This is a genomic window from Micromonospora sp. CA-248089, assembly GCF_050948515.1.
Classification (GTDB): domain Bacteria; phylum Actinomycetota; class Actinomycetes; order Mycobacteriales; family Micromonosporaceae; genus Micromonospora.
In genome coordinates this window covers 817,297-842,365 of sequence record NZ_CP192016.1, presented here as the reverse complement: position 1 = coordinate 842,365, position 25,069 = coordinate 817,297, and the positions used below count along the sequence as shown (strand labels likewise).

Annotated in this window: 19 protein-coding genes and 1 pseudogene; 15 read left to right on the top strand and 5 right to left on the bottom strand. The window is 74.0% G+C overall.

What is annotated here, in order from left to right; genetic code table 11:
- The first annotated feature begins 105 nt into the window (after positions 1-105).
- On the top strand, positions 106-1,086 hold the full coding sequence (locus ACQP26_RS04215; RefSeq protein ID WP_433494994.1) for a DUF4349 domain-containing protein: 981 nt from the start codon (positions 106-108) through the stop codon (positions 1,084-1,086).
- On the opposite strand, the gene ACQP26_RS04210 is transcribed toward ACQP26_RS04215, so the two are convergent.
- Positions 1,043-2,302 (bottom strand): amidohydrolase, encoded by a 1,260-nt coding sequence (locus ACQP26_RS04210; protein WP_269702258.1) that lies wholly within the window; start codon positions 2,300-2,302, stop codon positions 1,043-1,045. The genes ACQP26_RS04215 and ACQP26_RS04210 overlap by 44 nt on opposite strands.
- Positions 2,303-2,773: 471 nt before the next feature.
- Complete coding sequence (locus ACQP26_RS04205; RefSeq protein ID WP_174534108.1) at positions 2,774-4,357, bottom strand: acyl-CoA mutase large subunit family protein; 1,584 nt, start codon at positions 4,355-4,357, stop codon at positions 2,774-2,776.
- A 203-nt stretch (positions 4,358-4,560) separates the two neighbouring features.
- Here ACQP26_RS04205 and ACQP26_RS04200 point away from each other — a divergent pair, with 203 nt between their 5' ends.
- The gene (locus ACQP26_RS04200) at positions 4,561-6,576 is read left to right on the top strand and encodes a serine/threonine-protein kinase (RefSeq protein WP_269702260.1); all 2,016 of its coding nucleotides are present in this window, start codon (positions 4,561-4,563) and stop codon (positions 6,574-6,576) included.
- Positions 6,577-6,625: 49 nt separating this feature from the next.
- Positions 6,626-8,290, top strand: coding sequence for a phospho-sugar mutase (locus ACQP26_RS04195; RefSeq protein ID WP_269702261.1), 1,665 nt, complete (start codon positions 6,626-6,628; stop codon positions 8,288-8,290).
- 88 nt (positions 8,291-8,378) lie between these two features.
- On the opposite strand, the gene ACQP26_RS04190 is transcribed toward ACQP26_RS04195, so the two are convergent.
- The gene (locus tag ACQP26_RS04190) at positions 8,379-9,053 is read right to left on the bottom strand and encodes a GOLPH3/VPS74 family protein (protein WP_269702262.1); all 675 of its coding nucleotides are present in this window, start codon (positions 9,051-9,053) and stop codon (positions 8,379-8,381) included.
- Positions 9,054-9,151: 98 nt separating this feature from the next.
- Positions 9,152-9,784 (bottom strand): uracil phosphoribosyltransferase, encoded by a 633-nt coding sequence (upp, locus tag ACQP26_RS04185; RefSeq protein ID WP_120571672.1) that lies wholly within the window; start codon positions 9,782-9,784, stop codon positions 9,152-9,154.
- Between the two features lie 136 nt (positions 9,785-9,920).
- Between upp and deoC the strand changes: the two genes are divergently transcribed.
- The 10 genes and pseudogenes from deoC to ACQP26_RS04135 all read left to right on the top strand — a co-directional run bounded on the left by deoC (position 9,921) and on the right by ACQP26_RS04135 (position 21,078).
- Positions 9,921-10,880 carry a deoxyribose-phosphate aldolase gene (gene deoC / locus ACQP26_RS04180; protein ID WP_269702263.1) on the top strand — a complete coding sequence of 320 codons (960 nt, stop codon included), beginning with the start codon at positions 9,921-9,923 and terminating at the stop codon, positions 10,878-10,880.
- A gap of 5 nt (positions 10,881-10,885) precedes the next feature.
- Positions 10,886-12,316, top strand: a complete 1,431-nt coding sequence (locus tag ACQP26_RS04175; protein ID WP_433494993.1) for an aldehyde dehydrogenase family protein — start codon at positions 10,886-10,888, stop codon at positions 12,314-12,316.
- On the top strand, positions 12,309-13,133 hold the full coding sequence (locus tag ACQP26_RS04170) for an aldehyde dehydrogenase family protein (protein ID WP_433494992.1): 825 nt from the start codon (positions 12,309-12,311) through the stop codon (positions 13,131-13,133). Before ACQP26_RS04175 ends, ACQP26_RS04170 begins: the two co-directional genes overlap by 8 nt.
- A gap of 55 nt (positions 13,134-13,188) precedes the next feature.
- Positions 13,189-13,635 (top strand): BlaI/MecI/CopY family transcriptional regulator, encoded by a 447-nt coding sequence (locus ACQP26_RS04165; RefSeq protein WP_269702267.1) that lies wholly within the window; start codon positions 13,189-13,191, stop codon positions 13,633-13,635.
- Positions 13,636-13,645: 10 nt separating this feature from the next.
- Entirely contained in the window at positions 13,646-14,551 is a 906-nt protein-coding gene (locus ACQP26_RS04160; RefSeq protein WP_433494991.1) for a M56 family metallopeptidase, read from the top strand.
- 103 nt (positions 14,552-14,654) lie between these two features.
- Positions 14,655-15,902, top strand: coding sequence for a cytochrome ubiquinol oxidase subunit I (locus tag ACQP26_RS04155; protein WP_332367329.1), 1,248 nt, complete (start codon positions 14,655-14,657; stop codon positions 15,900-15,902).
- An 11-nt stretch (positions 15,903-15,913) separates the two neighbouring features.
- Positions 15,914-16,921, top strand: coding sequence for a cytochrome d ubiquinol oxidase subunit II (locus tag ACQP26_RS04150; RefSeq protein ID WP_433494990.1), 1,008 nt, complete (start codon positions 15,914-15,916; stop codon positions 16,919-16,921).
- Positions 16,918-18,597: a thiol reductant ABC exporter subunit CydD gene (cydD, locus tag ACQP26_RS04145; RefSeq protein WP_433494989.1), complete on the top strand. Its 1,680-nt coding sequence runs from the start codon at positions 16,918-16,920 to the stop codon at positions 18,595-18,597. The genes ACQP26_RS04150 and cydD overlap by 4 nt, the downstream gene beginning before the upstream one ends.
- Positions 18,519-20,333, top strand: a pseudogene (gene cydC / locus ACQP26_RS04140) (thiol reductant ABC exporter subunit CydC); the annotation flags it as partial. The gene cydD and the pseudogene cydC, both read left to right, overlap by 79 nt.
- A 61-nt stretch (positions 20,334-20,394) precedes the next feature.
- Positions 20,395-21,078 (top strand): permease prefix domain 1-containing protein, encoded by a 684-nt coding sequence (locus ACQP26_RS04135; protein WP_433494988.1) that lies wholly within the window; start codon positions 20,395-20,397, stop codon positions 21,076-21,078.
- 14 nt (positions 21,079-21,092) lie between these two features.
- On the opposite strand, the gene ACQP26_RS04130 is transcribed toward ACQP26_RS04135, so the two are convergent.
- Positions 21,093-21,434, bottom strand: coding sequence for a PadR family transcriptional regulator (locus ACQP26_RS04130; RefSeq protein ID WP_013473973.1), 342 nt, complete (start codon positions 21,432-21,434; stop codon positions 21,093-21,095).
- A gap of 145 nt (positions 21,435-21,579) precedes the next feature.
- Here ACQP26_RS04130 and ACQP26_RS04125 point away from each other — a divergent pair, with 145 nt between their 5' ends.
- Positions 21,580-22,524 carry a DNA primase gene (locus tag ACQP26_RS04125; RefSeq protein ID WP_281579039.1) on the top strand — a complete coding sequence of 315 codons (945 nt, stop codon included), beginning with the start codon at positions 21,580-21,582 and terminating at the stop codon, positions 22,522-22,524.
- A 40-nt stretch (positions 22,525-22,564) separates the two neighbouring features.
- On the top strand, positions 22,565-24,982 hold the full coding sequence (locus ACQP26_RS04120; protein WP_269702280.1) for a transposase: 2,418 nt from the start codon (positions 22,565-22,567) through the stop codon (positions 24,980-24,982).
- The last annotated feature ends 87 nt before the right edge of the window (positions 24,983-25,069 follow it).

Genomic DNA, 25,069 nt, shown 5'->3' with positions numbered 1-25,069 from the left:
AATCGTGATGTCCTGAGCGCAGTCTGCCGGAACCGGCGCGACCACGCGTCACGTCCGAGGTATCGGTCCCGGCTGGCGGGGCCGCCGACGATCGGAGTACGGGGCATGGGTGGACGACGACTCCGGGGCGTGGCCCTGGTGGCTGTGGGTCTGATAGTTGCGCTGGGTGTGAGCGCGTGCAGCGCGGGCGGTGACAGTGGCAGCGACTCGGCCGCGCCGGCCGCCGACGGAGGCGCGGGGCGCGAGCAGGCCGCCGAGGGCGGCGCGGACAGCGATCAGGCGGCCCCGGGCGGCACCGGCGGCGCGGACCTGCGGGTCGACCAGCGGTCCATCATCTACACCGGCACCATGCAGGTCCGGGTGGACGATGTGGAGGCCGCCGCGCGGGAGGCGATCACCGCGGTGACGGCGGCCGGCGGATTCGTCGGCGCCGACCGGCGGTCGAGCCGGGCCGCCGAGGCGCGGGCGGCGCTGACGCTGCGCGTGCCGGCGGACCGGTTCTCCGCGGTGATCGACCGGCTCGCCGGTCTCGGCCGGCAGGAGCGCCGGGAGATCCGCACCGAGGACGTCACCGAGCAGGTGGTCGACCTGGACGCCCGGATCGCCACCCAGCGGGCGCGGGTGGAGAGTTCCCGCAAGCTGCTCGCCCGGGCCACGTCGGTGGACGAGCTGGTGCGGCTGGAGAACGAGGTGGGCACCCGCCAGGCCGACCTGGCCGCGCTGGAGGCCCGCAAGCGCCGGCTCGCGGACCTGACCGCGCTCTCCACCATCACCGTGACGTTCCTCGGTCAGGACGCCAGCACCGCCGAGGAGGAGGCCGACCTCGGCTTCCTGGCCGGGCTGGGCGGCGGCTGGACGGCATTCCTGGCCTCGGCCCGGGTCCTGCTCACCGTGCTCGGCGCGGTGCTGCCCTTCGCGGTCGTGATCGGCGTACCGCTGTGGTTGCTGCTCCTGTGGCGGCGCCGGGTGCGGGCCCGGCGGACGCCGCCGCCCGGCCCGGGCGCGATGCCGCCGGGCCCGGCCGGGCCCGCCGACGGTCCGGTCAGCGCGCCGCCGCCAGTGCCCGCAGCGCGGTCTGGACCATGAGGCGTACGCCGACCTCGATGGCGCGCTCGTCCACGTCGAACGACGCCCGGTGCAGGTCCACGTTGGGCCCGCTGCGGCCGACGCCGAGACGGGCGAGCGCGCCCGGCACGTGCTCCAGGTACCAGGAGAAGTCCTCGCCGCCCATGCTCTGCGGCGTCTCGGCGATGCCGTCGGGGCCGAGCGCCGCGGCGGTGGCCGCGGTGAGCACGCCGATCGCGCCGGCGTCGTTCGTCACCGGGGGCCGGCCGCGCAGGTATTCCAGGTCGACTGTGGCGCCGGTGGGGGCGAGCACGTCCCGCACCACCTGAGCCACGATCTCGGGGGCCTGGTCCCAGGTGTCGCGGTCCATCACCCGCAGCGTGCCGGCCGCGCACGCCTCGGACGGGATGACGTTGTAACGGGTGCCGGCCGAGGCGTGGCCGAACACCAGCAGCAGCCCGCTGTTGGCCGGCACCCGGCGGCTGATCAGCGTGGGCACCTCGGTCACCAGCCGGCCGAGCGCGTCCACCAGGTCGACGGTCAGGTGGGGGCGGGCGGTGTGCCCGCCCGGCCCGGTGAGCCGGACCGTGACGTTGTCGGCGGCGGCGGTGATCGGGCCGACCCGCAGGCCGACCTTGCCCACCGGCAGGTTCGGGTCGCAGTGCAGCGCGAAGATCTGCACCACGTCCTCCAGGCCGCCGGCCTCGATGACCTCGAGCGAGCCGCAGGGCAGGATCTCCTCGGCCGGCTGGAAGATCAGCCGGACCCGGCCGTCGAGCCGGCCGGTGTCGGCGAGCTGGGCCAGCAGCATGCCGACGCCGAGCATCACCGACGTGTGCACGTCGTGGCCGCAGGCGTGGCAGACGCCCTCGACTGTCGAGCGGTACGACACGTCCTTCGGGTCGCTCAGCGGCAGCGCGTCGATGTCGGCGCGGAGCGCGATCACCGGCCCGTCCGGGCGCCCGTTGATGTCGCAGATGACGCCGTTGCCCTTCGGCAGCAGACGCGGCTTCAGCCCGGCCAGGGACAGCTCGCGGTGCACCAGGGCGGCCGTCTCGAACTCCTCGCCGGACAACTCCGGGTGGGAGTGGATGTGACGGCGCGTTTCGATGAGGCCGGGTACGCGCAGCGCGAGCAGATGGTCGAGCTCGAAGGGCAGGGGCTGGTAATCGGTCGGCGTCTCGGACCGGGACGACGCCAGCAGGCCGCCGGAAGGCAGCGTCAACGCACTCGTCACGTCGAATTCTCGATCACTAGAAGTGGATGGATCTTCGGGTCGGACAGCAGACAGCCTAGACCTCCGGCGGTGACGCTGCGCAACATCTTTCGCGTAGCGGTCGGACCGCGCAGCGTCACGAATGCCCTGGTGGGAGGGCTCGAATATCTGCGGGACAGCAGGTAGATCGCGGTCGAACGCCGTCATCCGCCTCCCACCTCCTACAACGCGTAACCGTTTCATCGGTCACAAATAACGACCCGTCGTTCCGAATTGTCGCATTAGTCGCGGCAATTAACTGCCGCTCCGACAATTGCACGACAACTGTCGGCTGCCGGAAGACTCCCGACGGTGACACGAGCGTCCGACCGCCGACCGCACAGGCTGTCCGTCCCGTTCACCCGATCCGGTTACCCGGAACGGCGAATCGCACACGCGAAAGCGGCCCGCGCCGCGCACTCAGGGTGCACGGCGGGGCCGCCTCCGGACGACTCAGAACCGGTCGCTGGGCCGGTAGATCCCCCACACCTCGCGCAGCGTCCCGCAGACCTCGCCGACGGTGGCGCGGGCGCGCAGCGCCTCCTTCATCGGGTAGAGCACGTTGGCGTCCCCCTCGGCGGCGGCACGCAGCTCCGCCAGGGCCCGCTCGACCGCGCCCGAGTCCCGCTCGGCGCGCAGCCGGGCCAGCCGCTCCCCCTGCGCCGCTTCGATCGCCGGGTCGACCCGCAGCGGCTCGTACGGCTCCTCCTCGTCGATCTGGAACCGGTTGAGCCCGACCACCACCCGCTCGCCCGAGTCGATCTCCTGGGCGATCCGGTACGCGGACTGCTCGATCTCCCGCTTCTGGAAACCGGCCTCGATCGCGTCCACCGCCGAGCCGTGGTCGAAGACCCGGTCCATCAGCTCGGTGGCCGCCGCCTCCACCTCGGCGGTCATCGCCTCCACCACGTACGACCCGGCGAACGGGTCGACGGTGGCGGTCAGGTCCGTCTCGTACGCCAGCACCTGCTGGGTGCGCAGCGCCAGCCGGGCCGCCTTCTCGGTGGGCAGCGCGATGGCCTCGTCGAAGCTGTTCGTGTGCAGCGACTGGGTGCCGCCGAGCACGGCGCCGAGGCCCTGCACCGCCACCCGGACCAGGTTCACCTCCGGCTGCTGCGCGGTGAGCTGCACGCCGGCGGTCTGGGTGTGGAACCGCAGCATCATCGACTTCGGGTTCTTCGCGCCGAACTCGTCGCGCATCAGCCGGGCCCAGATGCGCCGGGCCGCGCGGAACTTCGCGACCTCCTCGAGCAGCGTGGTGCGGGCCACGAAGAAGAACGACAGGCGGGGCGCGAAGTCGTCGACGGCCAGCCCGGCGGCGAGCGCCGCGCGGACGTACTCCACGCCGTTGGCGAGGGTGAACGCGACCTCCTGCGCGGGCGACGCGCCGGCCTCGGCCATGTGGTAGCCGGAGATGGAGATGGTGTTCCACTTCGGCACCTCGGCCCGGCAGTAGGCGAAGGTGTCGGCGACCAGCCGCAGCGAGGGCTTCGGCGGGAAGATGTACGTCCCCCGGGCGATGTACTCCTTGAGGATGTCGTTCTGGATCGTGCCGTTGAGCGCCGCCCCCGGCACGCCGTTCTCCTCGGCCACGAGCTGGTAGAGCAGCAACAGCACCGAGCCGGGCGCGTTGATGGTCATCGACGTGGAGACCTTGTCCAGCGGGATGCCGCCGAACAGCGTGCGCATGTCCTCGATGGAGTCGATGGCCACGCCGACCTTGCCCACTTCGCCGTGCGCGATGGGGTCGTCCGAGTCGTACCCCATCTGGGTGGGCAGGTCGAAGGCGACCGACAGGCCCATGGTGCCGGCGCGCAGCAGCTGGTGGTAGCGCGCGTTGCTCTCGGTCGCGGTGCCGAACCCGGCATACTGTCGCATGGTCCAGGGCCGGGACGTGTACATCGTCGGGTACACCCCGCGGGTGTACGGGAACTCGCCCGGCTCACCCAGCCGGGCGTCCAGGTCCGCCGGAAGGTCTGCCGCCGTGTAGACGCCCTGGATCGGGAAACCCGACTCGCTTGACCGCGCATCGCTCATTACCGGATGGTAGGACGCGCAGACCGCCTGGTGGGTGAGGGATACCGCACACCTCCCGGTGGCGGCGCACCGGAGGTGAACAACCGACCACATACCGTCGAGTAGGTAAACGCCCGCCGCGTCGGGTTTCGCATCGGGCGTCGGAACCAGCAAGATAGAGGGGTTGTGTCCCAGCCCCCTCGATATCCCCCGGTGGCTTTTCTGTGACTCAGATTCCGACGTGGAGCGGCGGACCGGCCAGTCCCCCCACTGGACGCGCGGCGCCCGGCACCACCATCGGTGGTCGCTACTCGCTGCGCTCCCCGGTGGGCAACGGAGGCATGGGCACGGTCTGGCGGGCCACAGACACGTTGCTGCGCCGTGATGTGGCGGTCAAGGAGGTCGTCCTCCCGCCGGGGCTCGCCCCGAGCGACCGCGACGCGCTCTACGAACGGACGCTGCGGGAGGCACGCGCCGCCGCCGCGATCCAGCACCCGGCAGTGGTGCAGGTCTACGACGTGGTCACCGAGGGTGGCCGTCCGTGGATCGTGATGGAGCTGCTGGACGCCCGCAGCCTGGCCGACATGGTGATCGAGGACGGGCCGGTCGCGCCGCGCGCCGTCGCCAAGATCGGCATCGCGCTGCTCGGCGCGCTGGAGGTGGCGCACGCGATCGGCGTGCTGCACCGCGACGTCAAGCCGGCGAACGTGCTGATCTGCACCGACGGCCGCTGCGTGCTCACCGACTTCGGCGTGGCCCGGATGCCCACCGACGTGCAGCTCACCACGCCCGGGATGGTGCTCGGCTCGCCGCACTTCATCTCCCCCGAGCGGGCCATGGGCCAGGAGTTCGGGCCGCCGAGTGACCTGTTCTCGCTCGGCGTGACGCTCTACACGGCGGTCGAGGGCCGGCCCCCGTTCGACAAGGGCGACCCGATCGAGACCATGCACGCAGTGGTCGAGGACCCGCCCGCCACACCGCAGCGCAGCGGCCCGCTCACCGGCGTGCTGATGGGGCTGCTGGAGAAGGACCCGGCCCGCCGGATGGACGTGCACCGTGCCCGCGCCAACCTGCGTGAGCTGCTCGCCGGGCCGCTGACCAGCACCGCCACCGCCGTCAACTCGGTCACCGACCCGTACGCGGTGGTGCCGGTGCCGCGCCCGACCACGCCGCCGGCGATCGCCGCGGAGCCGAAGCCGAGCGGGCAGATCGGCGGCCGGGCGATGATCGGCCCGGACGAGTCGCTAACCGACCGCCTCGCGGCCCTGCGCCGCGGCGAGCGGCCCCAGGCCGAGAAGGCCGCGGCGGGTGCCGCCGCGCTCGACGAGACCAGCGCCGACGCGCTGGCCGGCCCGCTGCACACCCCGACCGGCGCGATGTCCGGGCCGGGCACGCCGGAGGCCACCCAGCGCATCTCGCCGGACGCCACGGTCCGGCTCGGGGCGGGCGCCGGTGCGGACGCGACCCAGGCGGTACCCGCCACCTACGGCCGCACCGTCGACGCCACCCAGCCGGTGTACGGCGGCGGCAACCAGTGGTCGGTGCCCGGCACCGGCCAGGCGTGGACCACCCCGGCGACCGCGCCGGCCGCCGGTGGTGCCGGCACGCTCGGCACCGCCAAGGGCCTGCTCGGCCGGGTGAAGGCGTGGCCGCGCAAGGTCCAGCTCGCCGCCGCCGGTGGCCTCGCCGTGGTGCTGCTGGTGAGCGTGATCGCGCTGACCAGCGGCGGCGACGACGCGCCGCCGCCGATCGTGGGCACGCTGCCCACCACCTCGGCGGCGGCCGCGCCGGAGATGCAGGAGCGGACCGTCAAGGGCGTCACCATCCAGGTCCCGAAGGGCTGGCAGCAGCAGACCGGCGGCCTCTACGTCGACTACGTCGACCCGGAGGACGAGGGCCGCAAGGTGCGGGTCATCGCCGAGAAGTGGGGCGGCACCTCGATCAGCTGGGCCGAGTTCGCCTCGCGGAACCTGAAGAGCAAGACCGCGAACAGCAAGACCTGCCCGGCCCCCTACACCGAGTTGTCCGTCTCCGAGCAGCCACTCGCCGGCCAGACCGCGGGCCAGCTCGAATACACCTGCGGCGAGGGCGAGACCATGCGGCACGGCATCTGGCGGGGCCTGGTCAAGGACGGCAAGGTCTACTCGTTCTACCTCTCCACGACCGACGCGCGATTCGCCGAGAGCAAGCCGATCTTCGACGCGATGGTCGACTCGTTCCAGCTCACGGCGGCCAACTGAGTCGAGGCCGACGGTCGGTGGTGATCCGCCGCCGTGCTTTCATGAGGCAATGGCGGCGGAAACCACTGACCTTGACGACCTTCGCGTACGAGCCGAGCGCTGGCTCGCCGACGACCCCGACCCGGCCGGCCGCGCCGAGCTGCGCGCCGTCCTCGACGGGCTGCCCGGCACGGCGGCCGACCTGGCCGACCGGTTCGCCGGTCCGCTGACCTTCGGCACCGCCGGGCTGCGCGGCCCGCTGCGCGCCGGGCCCAACGGCATGAACCTCGCCGTGGTCACCCAGGCCGCCGCCGGGCTCGTCGGCTGGCTCGCCGCCCAGGGCGGCGAGGGCCCCCTGGTGATCGGGTACGACGCCCGGCACGGCTCGCTGGCCTTCGCCGAGCGCACCGCACAGGTGGCCACCGGTGCGGGCCGGCCGGCGCTGCTGCTGCCCCGGCCGCTGCCCACGCCCGTGCTGGCGTTCGCGGTCCGGCAGCTCGGCGCGGTCGCCGGAGTGATGGTCACCGCCAGCCACAACCCGCCGCAGGACAACGGCTACAAGGTCTACCTGGGCGCGCAACTCGGCGGTGACCTGGGCGCCGGAGCGCAGATCGTGCCGCCCGCCGACGCCGGTATCGAGGCGGCCATCCGGGCGGTCGGCCCGCTCGCGGCGGTCCCGCTCGGCCCGGCCGGGCAGGTGCTCGGCGACGACCTGGTGGCCGCGTACGTCGAGCGGGCCGCCGCCGTGGTGGACCCGGCCGGACCCCGCGACCTGAAGGTGGCGTACACGCCGCTGCACGGGGTGGGCGCCGCCGTGCTGACCGCCGCGTTCGCGCGCGCCGGATTCGGCGTGCCCGGCGTGGTGCCCGAGCAGGCCGAACCGGACCCGGCGTTCCCGACCGTCAGCTTCCCCAACCCGGAGGAGCCGGGCGCGGTGGACCTGCTCGTCGCGCTCGCCGACCGCACCGCAGCGGACCTCGCCATCGCCAACGACCCGGATGCGGACCGCTGCGCGGTGGCCGTCCGCGACGCCGGGTCCTGGCGGATGCTGCGTGGCGACGAGGTGGGCGCCCTGCTCGCGGACCACCTGATGCGGCGCGGTGTGACCGGCCTGTACGCCACCACGATCGTGTCGTCGGCGCTGCTGCGGGCCATGGCGGCGGCCCGGGGTCTGCCCTACGACGAGACGCTCACCGGGTTCAAGTGGATCGTCCGGGCCGGCGGCGGCCGGGAGCCGCTCGTGTACGGCTACGAGGAGGCGCTCGGCTACTGCGTCGCGCCGGGTCACGTACGCGACAAGGACGGCATCACCGCCGCGCTGACGGTCGCCGAGCTGGCCGCCGGTCTCAAGGCCGAGGGCCGTACCCTCCTCGACCGGCTGGACGAACTCGCCGCCGAGTTCGGCGTGCACCACACCGAGCAGCTCTCGGTCCGGGTGGAGGACCTGCGGGTGATCGCGGACTCGATGGCCCGGATCCGGGCGGCCACCCCGACCACGCTGCTCGGACAGCCGGTGACCGAGGCGTCCGACCTGCTCCCCGACGCGGACGTGGTGATCCTGCGTACCGACGCCGCCCGGGTGGTGATCCGGCCGTCCGGCACCGAGCCGAAGCTCAAGGCGTACCTGGAGGTGGTGGAGCCGGTGGCCGGCGGCGACGTGCCGGCGGCCCGGCAGCGCGCGCGGGCCGCGGTGACGGAGCTGCGCAACGAGATCGCCGCCGCCCTCGGCCTCTGACCCCGGATGTAAGGAAGGGCCCCTTGTTAACGCCTGGCGTTAACAAGGGGCCCTTCCTCTACCGGAGGCGTTAAAAGGGGGCCCTTCCTTACCGCTTGCCCAGGGCGGCGTCGACGGCCTGGCCCAGCGCGGCGATGACCAGGCTGATCGACGGGCGCACCACGCTGTCGTCCAGGCTCACCGTGCCGGAGAACCCGGCGCCCGCCGCGATCTCCTCCAGGCGCCGGCCGGCGTCCTCGGCAGCCGGGCCGGTCAGCCCGAGCGCCGGTTCCATCCGCAGCACCGCGACGAGCGTGGCGAGCGCGGCGGTCCGCTCGTCCGGGAGCTGCCCGCTGGTCAGCGCCTCGGCCAGCCGCTGCCGGATGTCCGCCTCGACAGTCGGGTCCGCCATGGGGTAGCGGTGCACGTGGATGAAGCCCAGCTCGGTCTCCTCCACGTCCCGGACCACGCCCCGGCCGCAGAGGTCGGTGAGGATCCGGTCGCGCAGCCCGTGCCGCAGCCGCTGCACCCACGACGACGGCGTGTGCGGTGTCTCTGCGGCGATCTTGGCGAGTACGGCGTCCGCGATCGGCTCGCCGGTCGGGGCCGGGTCGACCACCGCCAGGTTCCCGTCCGCGTACGCGATCCGTCCGGCCAGGGCCAGCTCGACCAGCACCGCGGCGGCCATGCCCAGGTCGAGGCTGATCCGCGGCATGGTGGCCTTGCCGGTTTCGTCGTCATACGCGAGGAGCAGCAACTCCTCGGCGAGCGCAACACCAGTCATGGCCCGGAACGCTAGCGCCTCCCCGCACCCCCGCGCATCGACTCGCCGGGTGGGTCCGGTTCACGGTGCGGAGGGCGGCCCTCCGCACCGGACCGGTCTCAGAAGCGGGGCATGCCGCCGAACTGGCGGTCACCGGCGTCACCCAGGCCGGGAACGATGAACTTCGAGTCGTTCAGTCCCTCGTCGATCGAGGCGGTGACCAGGCGCAGCGGCAGGCCGGAGCGCTCCAGCCGCTCGATGCCGACCGGCGCGGCCAGCACGCAGAGCACTGTGATGTCGGTGCAGCCGCGGTCGGCGAGCAGCCGGCAGCAGTGCTCCAGCGAGCCGCCGGTGGCGAGCATCGGGTCGAGCACCAGCACCGGCAGGCCGGCGAGGTCGCGCGGCAGGGACTCCATGTACGCGCGGGGCTCGTACGTCTCCTCGTCGCGGGCCAGGCCGACGAAGCCCATCGACGACTCGGGCAGCAGGCCGAGCGCGGCGTCGGCCATGCCGAGACCGGCCCGCAGCACCGGCACCAGCAGCGGCGGGTTCGCCAGCCGGCTGCCTTCGGTGGCGGTGACCGGGGTCTGGATCGAGTACTTCTCGACCGGGAAGGAGCGCGCGGCCTCGTACACCAGCATGGTGGTGAGTTCGCGCAGCGCCGCCCGGAACGACGAGGAGTCGGTCCGGGCGTCCCGCATGGCGGTCAGCCGCGTCTGGGCGAGCGGATGGTCAATGACTGTTACGTCCACGATCGCTCAACCTACCGTTTGCCGGCCCGGCACAGGGCGGGTGCGGTACGACCAGCGACACCGCTCACGTATGACGCTCACGACCGCTCGTTCGTGAGCAAGATCACTCGACTCGCGGGTGCGTACTATTCGGGGCATGACGGCGACAACGACGTCGGCCCGGTCGGACCTCACCGAGCTGGGACGATCCGAGACCGCTCTGCGGACCTTCCTGCACGGCCTGCCCGGCGTGGACCAGGTCGGCGCGGAGCAGCGGGCGGCACAACTCGGCACCCGCTCCATCAAGACCACCGCGAAGGCCGAGGCGATCGACCTGGCGATCCGGATGGTCGACCTGACCACCCTCGAAGGGGCGGACACCCCGGGCAAGGTGCGGGCGCTGGCCGCCAAGGCGCTGCGTCCCGACCCGGCCGACCCGAGCTGCCCGCACGTCGGCGCCGTCTGCGTCTACCCGTCGATGGTTCCGTACGTGGCCGAGGTGCTGCGCGGCAGCGGCGTGCACCTGGCCAGCGTGGCCACAGCGTTCCCGTCCGGTCAGGCCCCGCTGGAGATCAAGCTCGCCGACGTGCGGGCGGCGGTCGAGGCGGGCGCGGACGAGATCGACATGGTGATCAACCGGGGCGCGTTCCTGGCCGGGCGCTACCAGGAGGTCTACGACGAGATCGTGGCCACCAAGGACGCCTGCGGGGACGCCCACCTCAAGGTCATCCTGGAGACCGGTGAGCTGGCCACGTACGACAACGTGCGCCGGGCGTCATGGCTCGCCATGCTCGCGGGCGGCGACTTCATCAAGACCTCCACCGGCAAGGTCCCGGTCGCGGCGACCCTGCCGGTGACGCTGGTGATGCTGGAGGCGGTCCGCGACTTCCGCGCCGCCACCGGGCGTCAGGTCGGCGTCAAGCCGGCCGGTGGCATCAAGACCACCAAGGACGCGATCAAGTACCTGGTCATGGTCAACGAGACCGTCGGCGCCGACTGGCTGAGCCCGGACTGGTTCCGGTTCGGCGCGTCGAGCCTGCTCAACGACCTGCTCATGCAGCGCACCAAGCTGACGACCGGCGTCTACGCCGGCCCCGACTACTTCACCCTGGACTGAACGCGATGTTCGAATACGCACCCGCCCCCGAGTCCCGCTCGGTGGTGGACATCAAGCCCTCGTACGGGCTCTTCGTCGACGGCGCGTTCGTCGACCCGGCCTCCGGCGGCAGTTTCAAGTCGGTGAACCCGGCCTCCGAGGAGGTGCTCGCCGAGATCGCCGAGGCCGGCGCCGAGGACGTGGACCGCGCGGTCCGCGCCGCCCGCAGCGCGTACGAGAAGGTCTGGGGTCCGATGCCGGGCCGGGACCGGGCCAAGTACCTGTTCCGGATCGCCCGGATCATCCAGGAGCGCTCGCGTGAGCTGGCGGTGCTGGAGTCGCTTGACAACGGCAAGCCGATCAAGGAGTCCCGCGACGTCGACCTGCCGCTGGTCGCCGCGCACTTCTTCTACTACGCGGGCTGGGCGGACAAGCTCCCCCACGCGGGCTTCGGGCCGGACCCGAAGCCTCTCGGCGTGGCGGCGCAGGTCATCCCGTGGAACTTCCCGCTGCTCATGCTGGCGTGGAAGATCGCCCCGGCGCTGGCCGCCGGCAACACGGTGGTGCTCAAGCCGGCCGAGACCACTCCGCTCACCGCGCTGCTGTTCGCCGAGGTCTGCCAGCAGGCCGACCTGCCCGCCGGTGTGGTGAACATCGTCACCGGCGCCGGCGACACCGGCCGGGCGCTGGTCGAGCACCCGGGCGTGGACAAGGTCGCGTTCACCGGCTCCACCGAGGTGGGCCGGGCCATCGCCCGCTCGGTCGCGGGCACCCGCAAGAAGCTGACGCTGGAGCTGGGCGGCAAGGCCGCGAACATCGTCTTCGACGACGCACCGATCGACCAGGCCGTCGAGGGCATCGTCAACGGCATCTTCTTCAACCAGGGGCACGTCTGCTGCGCCGGTTCCCGGCTGCTGGTCCAGGAGTCGGTGGCCGACCGGGTGCTGGAGTCGCTGAAGCGCCGGATGGCCCAGCTGCGGGTCGGTGACCCGCTGGACAAGAACACCGACATCGGCGCGATCAACTCGGCCGAGCAGCTGACCCGCATCCGGGAGCTGTCCGACGCCGGGTCCGCCGAGGGCGCGGAGCGCTGGTCGCCGCCGTGCGAGCTGCCCGAGCGCGGCTTCTGGTTCGCGCCGACCATCTTCACCGGCGTCACCCAGGCCCACCGGATCGCCCGCGAGGAGATCTTCGGCCCGGTGCTGTCCGTGCTGACGTTCCGCACCCCGGCGGAGGCCGTCGAGAAGGCAAACAACACGCCGTACGGGCTGTCGGCCGGGATCTGGACCGACAAGGGTTCCCGGATCCTGTGGCTGGCCGACCGGCTGCGCGCGGGCGTGGTGTGGGCCAACACGTTCAACAAGTTCGACCCGACGTCGCCGTTCGGCGGCTACAAGGAGTCGGGCTACGGTCGCGAGGGCGGCCGGCACGGGCTGGAGGGGTACCTCAATGTCTGAGCGGGTCGCGGTACGCAAGACGTACAAGCTCTTCATCGGCGGGAAGTTCCCGCGCAGCGAGTCGGGACGGTCGTATCTCGTGCAATCGGCGAACGTGTCTCTTGCCTCCCGGAAGGACGCGCGGGACGCGGTCGTGGCCGCCCGCGGCGCGGTGAAGGGCTGGGCCGGGGCGACCGCGTACAACAGGGGTCAGATCCTCTACCGGGTCGCCGAGATGCTGGAGGGCCGGCGCGATCAGTTCGTCGCCCTGGGCGTCCCGGCCGACGAGGTGGACGCGGCGATCGACCGCTGGGTCTGGTACGCGGGCTGGTCCGACAAGGTCGCCCAGGTGTACGGCGGCGCGAACCCGGTGGCCGGCCCGTACTTCAACCTGTCCGCGCCGGAGCCCACGGGCGTGGTCGCGGTCGTGGCCCCCGAGGAGCCCGCGCTGCTCGGCCTGGTGAGCGTGGTCGCCCCGGCGATCGTCACCGGCAACACGGTGGTGGTGGCCGCGTCCCCGGCGGCGCCGCTGGCGGCGGTGACGCTCGCCGAGGTGCTCGCCACCTCCGACCTGCCCGGCGGGGTGGTGAACATCCTCACCGGCCGGCTGACCGAGACCGTGCCGACGCTCGCCGCGCACATGGACGTCAACGCGATCGACCTGACCGGTGTCGCCGACGCCGACCTGGCGGCCGACCTGGAGGTCAAGGCGGCGGAGAACCTCAAGCGGGTGCTGCGGCCGGCCCCGGCCGACCACGACTGGTACGCCGATCCCGGCATCACCCGGATGACCACGCTGCTGGAGACCAAGACGGTCTGGCACCCGAAGGGCGTCTGACCCGGGCGGTCCCCGGGGGTCGAAGGGGATCTACTACCGGGGGTAGGATTGACGGGTGACTCGGCTGGGGGACCTTGAGCGTGCGGTGATGGACGTGCTGTGGGACGCGGCGCCCGCCTCGTCGGGCGGCGTGACGGTGCGCGAGGTCGCCGACGCCCTGGACGGCCGGGAACTCGCGTACACGACGGTGATGACCGTGCTCGACCGGCTCGCCGGCAAGGGCATGGTGCAGCGCGAGCGGGAGGGGCGCGCCTGGCGTTACCGCCCGGCCGCCACCCGCGAGGCGCACATCGCCCAGCTCATGCTCGAAGCCCTCGATCTCGGCGGCAGCCGGGACGCCGCGCTCGTGCGCTTCGCCCGCTCGGTGACCGGCACGGAGGCGGACGTGCTCCGCGCCGCGCTCGGCGCCGAGGCGGGGGCGACAGTTGAGGACGGGCCGACCGGCCGGGTCGAGGACCCGCGGGCCGGGCGGCCGGCGCTCGACGAGGCGACGGACCGGTAGGGCGGCTGCCGTGGCGTACGCCCTGCACTTCGCCGCGATCATCCTGGCCTGCTGGCTGACCGCGCAGGTCCTCGCCGCCGCGCGCTGGACCTGGCGGGCGCCCCGGGTGGCGATCATCTGCTGGCAGGCGGTCGGGCTGGCGCTCGGCCTGTCCGCCATGGGGCTGCCGATGGCGCTGGGGCTCGACGCGTACGACCGGGCGACCGGGTACGCGCTGCTGGCCCTGGTCGACGACCTGGCCCACGGCACGCTGCCCGCCGGGGTGGGCGCGGTGCACCTCAGCCTGGTCGGCGTCGGTCTCGGCATCGGCGCGGTGCTGCTCACCACGACGGTACGCAGCCTGCACGGCGCGGTACGCGCCCAGCGCCGGCACCGGGAGCTGCTGCACCTGGTGGCCCGGCGGGACCCGACGGTGCCCGGCGCGCTGGTGCTCGACCACCCGAGCGCCGCGGCGTACTGCCTGCCCGGGGTGCGTCCCCGGGTGGTGGTGAGCGCGGGCACGCTCGACCTGCTCGACCCGGCCGAACTGGCGGCGGTGCTCACCCACGAGCGGGCGCACGCCCAGGAGCGGCACGATCTGGTGCTGCTGCCGTTCACCGCGCTGTGCCGGGCGCTGCCCTGGTTCCGGTGGGTGCGGGACGCGCACGCGCGGGTGGCGCTGCTGGTCGAGATGCGCGCCGACGACAAGGCCCGCGAGTTGCACGCGGACGCGCCGCTGGCCGGTGCGCTGCGCCGGTTCGCCGCCGCCGAGCACCGGGTGCAGCCGGCCGGCACGCTCGGACTCGGTGACCGCGATCTCGACGTACGCGTGCAGCGGCTGCTCGTCGCGGGCCGCCCGCCGCGGGTGCGGAGCGCGATGGCGCTGGCGGTCGCCGGCACGCTCGTCTCGCTGCCGTTCGCCCTGTTCCTGAGCTGATCCGCCGCCCCCTAAGGGACTTCTCCGGGTTCGCGCGCCGGTATAGGTAGCGAGACTACGTGTAGGTTGACTACGACAAGCGAGCCAACCCATGGGGGACACAGTGGACCCGCTGCTCCTCGCCCGCCTCCAGTTCGCCACCACCACCTCGATCCACTTCCTGTTCGTGGCGGTCACGCTCGGCCTGGTCACGCTCCTGGTCGGCCTGCAGACGGCCGGCTACCTGACCGGCAAGCCGGTGTACGAGCGGCTGACCCGGTTCTGGGGCCAGCTCTACGTGATCAATTACGTGCTCGGCATCGCCACCGGCATCGTGATGGAGTTCCAGTTCGGCCTGAACTGGAGCGGGCTGTCGCGCTACGTCGGGAACGTGTTCGGCGCGCCGCTGGCCATCGAGACGCTGGTGGCGTTCTTCCTGGAGTCCACGTTCCTCGGCATGTGGATCTTCGGATGGCACCGGCTGCGGCGCGGCGTGCACCTGGCGCTGCTCTGGGGCGTGGCGATCACCGCGTACGCCTCGGCGTTCTGGATCATGGTGGCGAACGCCTGGCTGCAGAACCCGGTCGGGTACGAGGTCCGCGACGGCGTCGCCCACCTCACCGACTTCGGCGCGCTGCTCACCAATCCCACGTTCGGCATGGCGTTCGGCCACGTGATCTCGGCGAGCCTGGTCACCGGCGGCCTGCTGATGGCCGCGGTGAGCGCCTGGCACCTGCTGCGGCGTACGCCCGACTACGCGCTGTTCCGCACCTCGCTGCGGCTCGGCCTGGTCACCGCGGCGCTCTCGGTCACCCTGCTCCAGGGCTTCGGCTTCGCCCAGTTCGGGCCGGTCGCGCAGGTCCAGCCGACCAAGTTCGGCGGCGGGCCGGACCGGGACGCGCTCGTCGCCGACTGGACCGCACGGTTCGGCCCCGGCGACTGGGATCCGCCGGTGCTCTCCAACGTCGGTCTCGGCTTCATGATCCTGATCGGCTTCGCGCTGGGCACCCTCTGGCTCCTGCTGCCGCTGCTCTGGCGGGACTGGATCATTCGGTTGAAGGTCCCCCTCTGGCTGATCCTGCTCGGCCTGCCGCTGCCCTTCGTGGCGATGCTGCTCGGCTGGATCGCCCGCGAGGTCGGCCGCCAGCCCTGGGCCGCGTACGGGCTGCTGCCCACCGCGCAGGCCGTCTCGCCGGTCTCGCCCGGGCTGATGCTCGCCTCGCTGATCGGGTTCAGCCTCCTGCTCGGCGCGCTCGCGGTGACCAACTGGACGCTCATGGCCCGGCACGCCGCACGCGGCGCGCACGACCCCGCCCTCGGCCGCCCGCCCGCGCCCGACACCGACGCCCCCCACCAGCCCGTGCTCGTCTGAGGGAGCCCGCCGTGGAACTCGCCTGGTACGCCCTGCTCGGCCTCTTCTTCGCCACCTACCTCGTGCTCGGTGGCTACGACTACGGCGTCGGCCTGCTGCTGGCCCGGCGCGGCCCGAGACCGGGAAGCCGCGCCACGCTCACCGCGCTCGGGCCGTTCTTCCTCGGCAACGAGGTCTGGCTGGTCGCCGCCGTCGGCATCCTGTTCGGCGCGTTCCCCCGGCTGGAGGGCGAACTGCTCTCCGGCTTCTACCCGGCGGTGCTCGCCGCGCTGGCCGGTGTGGTCCTGGTGACCGCCGGGGTGCAGTTGCGCAGCCGCCCGGCCTCCGCCACCGCTCGCGCCGGTTGGGACCGGGTGGTGGTGGCCGGCGGCATGCTCGCCGCGCTGGGCTGGGGCGCGGTGCTCGGCGGAGTGCTCCAGGGCGTGCCCTTGAGCGCGGACGGGCACGTGGTCGGTGTCGGTCATCTCGCCACCCCGTTCGTCGCCGCCGCCGCGCTGGCCCTGCTCGCGCTGGTCGCGGTGCACGGTGCGACGTTCCTCACGCTCCGGCTGCCGGCCGCCGACGCCCCGGCACTCGCCCGGCTGGCGAGCGGCCTGGTGCCCGCCGCACTGGTCGCGGTCGGCTCGGCCACCGTCCTGGGCCTGCTCTCCGATCGGGTACGCGCCGCCGTGGCGCGACCGGCTGTGGCCGTACTCCTGCCGTTGGCGCTCGTGGCGGCGCTGCTGGCGGCCCGCGCGGCGCTGCGGCGGGGCCGGGCCGGGGTGGCCTTCGTGGCGACCGCGACCGCGCTGGCGCTGCCCGCGCCGCTGATCGGGGCCGCGCTCTGGCCCCGGATCCTGGTCTCCACCGCCGACCCGGCGGCGTCGCTGACGGTGGCCGAGGCGGCCGCGAGCCGTCCGACGCTGGCCCTGTTGGGATGGCTCGCGCTACCGCTCCTGCCGGCCCTACTAGGCTTTCAGGCAATGTGCTGGTGGGTGTTCCGGGGACGGATCGACGGCAGGGCACCGGTGTACTGGTGAACCGCCGCCCGTTCGACCCGCGTCTGCTGCGTCGGGTCCCCGCGGCCCGGCGCGACCTCGCCGTGCTCGCGGTGCTGGGCGGGCTCACCGCGCTGCTGGTGATCGCGCAGGCCACCGCGCTGGCGACGCTGCTCGCCACGGCGTTCGACGGCCGGCTGCACCGGCCGGCACTGGCCGGGTTCGTGGCGGCGGTGGCCGGGCGGGCGCTGGTGAGCTGGGCGCAGGGCACCGTGGCGGCGCGGGCCGCCGCGACGGTCAAGGCGGCGTTGCGCGCCGACCTGCTCGGCGCGGTCGGCCGGCACGGCCCCACCTGGGTCGCCGGGCAGCGGGCCGGGCAGCTCGCCACGCTGGCCGGGCGCGGCCTGGACGCGCTCGACCCCTACTTCACCGGCTACCTGCCGCAGCTCGTGCTCAGCGTCACGGTGCCGGTGGCGGTGCTCGCCCGGATCGTGTTCGCCGACTGGAGCTCGGCGCTGATCATCGCGCTGACCATCCCGCTCATCCCGATCTTCGGCGCGCTGCTCGGCTGGCAGGCGCAGGCCGCCACCGAGCGGCAGTGGCGACGGCTGTCGCTGCTCGGCGGGCACTTCCTCGACATGGTGGCCGGGCTGCCCACGCTGCGCGCGTTCGGTCGGTCCCGGGGGCAGGTCGACGTGGTACGCCGGATGGCCGACGGCCACCGCCAGGCCACCATGAAGACGCTGCGGATCGCGTTCCTGTCCGCGCTGGTGCTGGAACTGGTCGCCACGCTCTCCGTCGCGCTGGTCGCGGTGCCGATCGGCATCCGGCTGCTCGGCGGCGGCATCACGCTCTCCACCGCGCTGCTGGTGCTGCTGCTCACCCCGGAGGCGTACCTGCCGCTGCGGGCCGCGGGCAGCCGGTTCCACGCCAGCATGGAAGGCCTAACCGCGCTGGACGAGGCGCTCACGCTGTCGGCGGCCGACGCGCCCGCCACCACCGAGCCGCGCCATCCGGCGCCGGGCGGCCGCAGCGAGATCCGCTTCGAGGGCGTCACAGTCGCGTACGACCGGACCACGGCGCTGCGCGACGTCACGCTGACCGTCCGGCCCGGCGACCGGGTGGCGATCATCGGGCCCAGCGGCGCGGGCAAGAGCACGCTGCTCAACCTGCTGCTCGGCTTCGTCGCCCCGACATCCGGCCGGATCACCGTCGACGGGGTGGACCTGGCCGGGGTCGACCTCGACGCCTGGCGGCGCGAGCTGGCCTGGGTTCCGCAGCGGGCGCACCTGTTCGCCGGGTCGCTCGCCGACAACATCCGCCTCGGCGCACCGGACACCCCGGATGCCACGCTCGCCGCCGCGGTCACCGGCGCCGCGCTGGACGAGGTGGTGGGCGCCCTGCCCGACGGGCTGGACACCCGCCTCGGCGAACGCGGCCACGGCCTGTCCAGCGGGCAGCGGCAACGCGTCGCGCTGGCTCGCGCGTTCCTGCGGGACGCGCCGATCGTGCTGCTCGACGAGCCGACCGCGCGGCTGGACAGCGCCAGCGAGGCAGTGGTGCTTGATGCGACGCGGCGGCTGGTCGCCGGGCGTACCGCACTGCTCGTCGCGCACCGGCCCGCGCTGCTCGCCGACGCCGACCGGATCCTGCGCGTCGAGGACGGCCGCGTCACCGAACTGCACCCGACCGCCACCGGCCCGGCGGTGCCCCGATGATCCCCGGCGCGGAACGCGCGGTGCTGCGCCTGGCCCGGCCGTACCTGAACCGGCTGCTCGGCGCCGGGCTGCTCGCCGCCGCTACCGAGTTCGCCGGCCTGGCGCTGATGGCCACCGCCACCTGGCTGCTGATGAGCGCCGCCGGCCGGCCGCCGCTGGACCGGCTGACGGTGGCCATCGTCGCCGTCCGGGCGCTGGCCGTCAGCCGGGGCGTGTTCCGGTACACCGAACGGCTCGCCGGGCACGACGCCGTCCTGCGCATGATCACCGACGTACGGGCCCGCGTCTTCGCCACGCTCGCCGCCCGGCGCGAGACCGGCCGCCGTACCGGGGACGCGCTGAGCCGGCTGGTCTCCGACGTGGAGGCGGCCCAGGACCTGCTCCTGCGCGTCCTGGTGCCGGGAGCGGCGGCGGCGCTGGTCAGCGTGCTCGCCGTCGGCGTCGCCGCGCTGATCTCACCGCCGGCCGCCGGCATGCTCGCGATCGGCCTGCTCGTGGCAGGCGTGGCGCTGCCCGCGCTCGCCTCCCGGATCACCCGCCGCGCCGCCGACGAGGTGGCCCCGCTGCGCGGCGCGCTCGCCGTGGACGCTGTCGACCTCACCCACGGCGCCGCCGACCTGGCCGCGTTCGGGGCCACCGGCGCCGCGCTCGCCGCCGCCGACGAGCGGGCCGGACGGCTGGCCCGCCTGGAACGCCGGCTCGCCGCGACCGGCTTCGCGGTGGACGCGCTCGGCGTCCTCGTGGCCGGCCTCACCGCCGCCGCCGTCGTGGCCGTCGCGCTGCGCGCCGACGTCGGCGGCGTGCTCGTCGGCGTCCTCGCGGTCGGCTCGCTCGCCGCCGTGGAGGTGGCCCTCGCGCTGGTCGCGGCGGCCCGTCAGCGCACCCAGTTGCGGGCCGGGCTGGCCCGGGTCGCGGACCTGCTCACCGAGCCCGCCACGGCGACGCCGCGGACCGCGCCGGAGCCCGCGCTCGACGGCCACGACGTGCGGTTCACCGACGTGACGGTCCGCTACCGGGCCGGCGCCGCCCCCGCCCTGACCGGGTTCGACCTCGACCTGCCGGCCGGCCGCCGGGTGGCGGTGGTCGGGCCGAGCGGCGCCGGCAAGAGCACCCTCGCCGCCGTGCTCACCGGCGCGGTACGCCCCGACACCGGCCAGGTCACCGTCGGCGGCGTGCCGGTGTCCGAGATCCCGGCCGAGCATCTGCCCCGGGTGGTCGGCGGCCTGCTCGCCGAGGCGTACGTCTTCCACGCCACAGTCAAGGAGAACCTGCTCCTCGGCCGGCCGGACGCCACCGAGGCGGATCTGGTCGCCGCGACCCGGGCGGCCGGCCTGCTCGACTGGGTACGCGAGCAGCCCGACGGCTGGGACACGGTGGTCGGCGAGCAGGGCGGGCAGCTCTCCGGCGGGCAACGGCAGCGGCTCGCGCTGGCCCGGGCGCTGCTGGCCGCCCCGCCGGTGCTGGTGCTCGACGAGCCGACCGAAGGGCTCGACCCGGCGGCCGCCGACGCGGTGCTGGACTCCACGCTCGCCGCCACCCCGGCCGGGCACTCGGTGCTGCTGATCAGCCACCGGCTCAGCGGCCTGGCCGGACTGGACGAGATCGTGGTGCTCGAGGACGGCCGGATCGCGCAGCGCGGCCGGCACGACGAGCTGGTGGCACGACCCGGCTGGTACCGGGAGCAGTGGCTGCGCCAGGAGGCGGCCGAGCGCGGCTACCTGGCGATCACGCCCTGACACCCGGCCGATCGGGGTTTTCCCTGACGCGGCCGTCGCCCTCCGGTGGCAGGCTGGGCGCATGCGGGTGCATGAGGAGGCAGTGGTCGACCAGCGGCTGCACGAGTTGTCCACGCGGCTGCACGGGCCTAACCGGCTCAAGACCGACCTGCTGACCGAGGCGCGGCACGCGCTGGAGGACGCCGTCGAGGCGTACCGGGAAGGGGGCCTGCCGCGCGCGGAGGCGGAGCGGCGGGCGGTCGCCGAATTCGGCAGTGACCGGCAGCTCGTGCCGGAATTCCAGGCCGAGCTGGCCACCGGGGCGCTGCGCGGGCTGGCGCTGCGCACGCTCCTGATCTCGGTGCCGCTGATCGCCGCCGGTGACCTGACCTGGCAGGGGTCGAGCTGGAGCGGCGGTCCCCCGCCGCCGCAGAGCTACCTGCTGCTCTCCGCCGGGCTGGACGTCATCTGGGTCGTGGTCGCCACGCTGGCGCTGGCCGCGCTGCTGGTCGGCCCGCTCGCCGCCCGGTGGGGGTCGCCCCGGCTCGCCCGCTCGGCCCGGCTGATCGGTTTCGGTCTGACCGGCAGCCTGCTGCTCGGCGCGGTCGCCGGCGGCGCGCTGTTCGGCTGGTCGATCGGGCTGTGGGACGCCGCGCTCACCTGGCCTCCGATGATCATCGGCATGGTGGTGGTCTCCGCGGCCTGGTTCGCGCTGGCCCGGGCGGCCCGCTGCTGGGTGCTCGCCGAGCGGCGGCTGGCCGCCTGAGCGGCCGGGCACCGTCAGGCCGGGGCGGTGGGCGGTTCGTCCGCCCCGAGGAACCGGCCGACTGTGGCGCTGAACTCGCGCCAGCCGGCCCGCTCCCCCGCCAGCGCCCGGCCACCGGCGTCGGTCAGCTCGTAGGTCCGGCGCTCCCGGCCGTTCACCGTGCTCCACGTGCTCGCCACCAGCCCGGCCCGCTCCAGCCGGCGCAGCGCCGGATAGATGGTGCCGGTGGGCAGATCCAGCGTGCCGCCGCTGCGGGCACGCAACGCCTCGATGATCGCGTAGCCGTGCAGCGCGCCCCGTTCCAGCACGGCGAGCAGCAGCGCGTCCAGGTGTCCGTGCAGCGCCTGCGCCTTCATAGGTAGCAACGCTACTTGTCGTGCCGCCGCGACGCCATGGGGTGCGACTCCCGGTCGGAACGGTCGCCCACTAGGGTATGTGCGCAGAGTCACTCGGCAGCGCGACGCCGCCGGGTGGGCAACCCGAACGCACACGGAGGTCAGCGTGGCCCGCCAGTCGCCCCAACGGCCCGACGCCGACGAGCCCGAGCTCGACGACACCGACGCCGCCGCCGCGGCCGACGAGGTCGAGGAGGACCGCCCGCCGGCCGACCGCGCGCTCTGGGAAGAGGTGCGGATCGACCCGGTGGAGATCGCCCTGCCCGCCGGCACCGGCTTCACGCTGCGGGCCTACCGGTCGGCGCGCGAGCTGACCCCGACCGACGTCGCCGAGCGCGACCAGGACGACCCGTTCCTGGCCCGCCGCCAGGTCGTCGAGACCGAGGAGGACGAGGAGGTGGTGATCCTCGACGAGGAGTTCGCCGCCCTCTCCGCCGAGGAGGACGACGAGGACGAGGAGAAGGACGCCAAGTCCCGCCGCAAGGACAAGGCCGACGCCTCGGACGACGACAAGGCCGAGGACGACGAAGCCGAGGACGACGAGGACGAGGACGAGGCGGGCGACGAGGAGGTACCTGTCTTCCTCACCCACAAGGGCCGGCTCCTGCTGTTCAAGACCCCTGAGTCATTGGTCACTTTCATCCGTTCCGGTGCGCCCAACGACCTGTCCCAGCTGGACAGTTGGAACGAACTGTCCGAACGGCTGGAACCGGCCGACATCGCCCCGCTGGACGAGGACACGTACGAGCTCGACCTGGTGGTGGAGAACCTGCGTGGCGGCCACGACGCGTGGGATCACCAGCTGCTCATCGAAGCCGGTGAGATCGCCCGTGACCTGGCGTACGCCCTGCGGCTACCCGCCGTGCTGGACATGCTCTCGGCCGGCTCCAGCCTGGACGACCTGGACGAGGCGCTGCGGGCTTCCGTCAACGGGGGTGTCGGTGGTTTCCTGGGCCGTCGCCGCCTGAAGAAAATCGGGGCACAAACCGCAAGTCTCGGTTGGCGCACCATTGTCGGCAAGATCTCTGCGGTTGTGGACTGGCGCGACTGACCCAGAGCGGGGAGCATCAGTCTCTGGCAGTGCAAGACCTGTGTCCCGGGAGGAGGACGACGCCGTGGCGCTCGTGCGCGTGTACTGCGGTCTGGCCTCGGCAGATCCGGCCGACCGAACGGCTTCGGCCGGAACGACGCTGACGTCCGCTGTGGTCGACGACGCAGGCCGTCTGCTGCACGTCTGCGAGATCGGTGACGATCCCGCCGGTTACGCCCGGCTGGTCGCGCTGCTGGTGGAACGGTCCGGCGGTCCGAGCGGCGCGGCCATCGCCGCCGACAGCGACGACCACATCGTCACCTCTCTGCTGAGCGCCGCCGGCCGGCCGCTGGCGATCGCTGACGACGACTCGGTCGACGACTTCGCCGAGCGCTTCGCCGACGACGACTCCCTGGAGGAGATGCAGTCCCCGCCCGCCGAGCGCCGCGCGGTCGGGCTGGCCCGTGCGCTCCAGGCCGGCGCGCTCTCCGCGGTGACCCTCCCGGCGCCGCGTGAACTCGCCGGATACACGCAGGTCCTGGCCGCGCACGCGGCGCTGGCAAGCGGCCGGCACTCCGCCGCGGTGACGCTGCGCGAGGTGCTCCGCGAGCTCTACCCGGCCGCGCTGCGCGCGTACCCGGACCCCGCCGACCGGGTCGCCCTGGCGGTGCTCGACGCGCTGCCCGAGCCGGGCATGCTCACCGGTCCCGCGGGCCGTGGCGGCCGGGACGGCGCACTGGCCGCCGACGCCGTGGTCGCGCAGCTGTCCGGCGAGGGGGTGGCCGACGCCGACGCCGTCTCCGACGCGGTGACCGCGCTCCGGGTCGCCATCTCCGAGACGCCCCGGCGGGCCACCGTCAACCGCACGCTCACCGCAGCCGTCGCCGAGACCGTCCGGCAGGCCGTCGCCTCGGTGCGGACCTGTGACGCCGGCTGTGACGCGCTCGTCGGCGCGCTCGCCGAGCGCACCTCTCCCGCCCCCGCGACCGGCCGCCGGGCCGCCGCGCGGCGGGGCGAGCAGGTCGACGAGCTGGCCTCGACGCCCGCGGCCGACCTGCGTCCGGTGCGGTCGATCCCGCCGGAGCCGTACCGCGGCCGTCCCGAACCGGCCGGCGCACCCGAACCAGCCGGCGCACCCGAGCCGGCCGGCCGTCGCGGCCTTCCCGAGCCGGTCCCCGGTGGACGACGCAGCCGTCCGGAGCCGGTGTCCGGTCCGGCCGCCACGACGACGCCCCGGCCGCTCGGCCCGCCTCCTGTCGCGCCCGCGCCCGTCACGCCGCCGCCGGTCGCCCCGGCCCCGGTCACGCCCGCCGCTCCGGCGGCAGCACTGGGCCGCCCGGGATCGGTTCCCCCGGCCCGGCCCGAACCGACCGGCGCACCGCTGCCGTCGCGGGTGGACGGCCCCACCAACCGGCCGATCTCCGCGCCGCCACCGCCGCCACCCGGGATCACGCCGATCGCCCCGTCCCCGCGCGGCGCCGTGCCGCCGGCCGAGGCCGGCGAGCCGTTCCGCCCGACGCTCACCACCGCGGCGATCAACAAGGCGCGGGCCGAGCGGCAGCGCACCGTCATCCCGCCCCGCCCGAAGACCAACCAGAACCCGCACCAGGAAGCGCCCACCGGTGGATTCAGCGCCACCGACCTGAGCATCCCGGTGCCGGCCCCGCGCCCGCCCGCGCCGGAGGCGCCGCCGGGCTCCCGCGCGAACTGGCCGCTGGTGAACAACGAGGACGACAGCGCGCGGGAGCGGGAGGGCACCACCTACTCGTACGGGCGGGGCGTGGACGCGCCGAGCGACCCCGGCCGCGTCACCCCGCCGTGGCTCGCCGACGACCTGCCGCAGGAGCCGCCGATGCTGCGGCTCGTGGAGCCGCCGCCGCTCGCCGACCGGGCACTGCGCGACGAGATGAGCCGACCGGCCGACCCCGGCCTGGAGACGCCCCCGCTGCGCCTGGTCGACCAGGGCGACCCGGGTCGCGTCCCGCTTCCCGCCGCACCCGAGCGGCGGCCCGCCCCGAAGGAGCACCGTCCGCCGCCCGTCTCCGACGAGGGTGACGGCGACCTGCTGATCTTCGCGCAGGCGAAGTCCGCCTGGTTCGTCGGGCACGGCGACGAGGCCGACCTGGAGTGGTCGAGCACCGCCGACACCGGCTGGCAGGCGGCCGAGCAGGCGGCCCGCCCGTCCGTGGGCGCGGAGACCAAGGCCGGCCTGCCGAAGCGCGTGCCGCAGGCCAACCTGGTGCCGGGCTCCCCGCTGCGCGAGGAGCGGCCACTGCGGATCGTCCGGAACGCGGCGAGCCTCGCCGAGAACACCACCGGCTACTTCCGCGGCTGGCGGCGCGGCCAGGAGATCGGCGGCTTCGCCGTGGGTGGCCGCCCGGGCCGCGAGGCGGCCGGCGGCTGGGACTTCACCCGCGACACCGGCGACCGCGACGACGACCGGGAGTACGAGTACCGCTCGGCGGGCTACCGCTCCTGACCGGGGCTCGACGGGGTGTTTCATCCCACACCGGGGCGATTTGACGCTGGGCTGGACCGGCCGGGAACATACCCGGCGGACCAGCGG

Coding starts and splice junctions, on each gene's coding strand:
- ACQP26_RS04205 (WP_174534108.1), bottom strand. CDS start 4,357: ATGAGCGATGCGCGGTCAAGCGAGTCGGGTTTCCCGATCCAGGGCGTC.
- ACQP26_RS04215 (WP_433494994.1), top strand. CDS start 106: ATGGGTGGACGACGACTCCGGGGCGTGGCCCTGGTGGCTGTGGGTCTG.
- ACQP26_RS04130 (WP_013473973.1), bottom strand. CDS start 21,434: ATGAAGGCGCAGGCGCTGCACGGACACCTGGACGCGCTGCTGCTCGCC.
- deoC (WP_269702263.1), top strand. CDS start 9,921: ATGACGGCGACAACGACGTCGGCCCGGTCGGACCTCACCGAGCTGGGA.
- ACQP26_RS04175 (WP_433494993.1), top strand. CDS start 10,886: ATGTTCGAATACGCACCCGCCCCCGAGTCCCGCTCGGTGGTGGACATC.
- ACQP26_RS04195 (WP_269702261.1), top strand. CDS start 6,626: ATGGCGGCGGAAACCACTGACCTTGACGACCTTCGCGTACGAGCCGAG.
- ACQP26_RS04190 (WP_269702262.1), bottom strand. CDS start 9,053: ATGACTGGTGTTGCGCTCGCCGAGGAGTTGCTGCTCCTCGCGTATGAC.
- ACQP26_RS04170 (WP_433494992.1), top strand. CDS start 12,309: ATGTCTGAGCGGGTCGCGGTACGCAAGACGTACAAGCTCTTCATCGGC.
- ACQP26_RS04135 (WP_433494988.1), top strand. CDS start 20,395: ATGCGGGTGCATGAGGAGGCAGTGGTCGACCAGCGGCTGCACGAGTTG.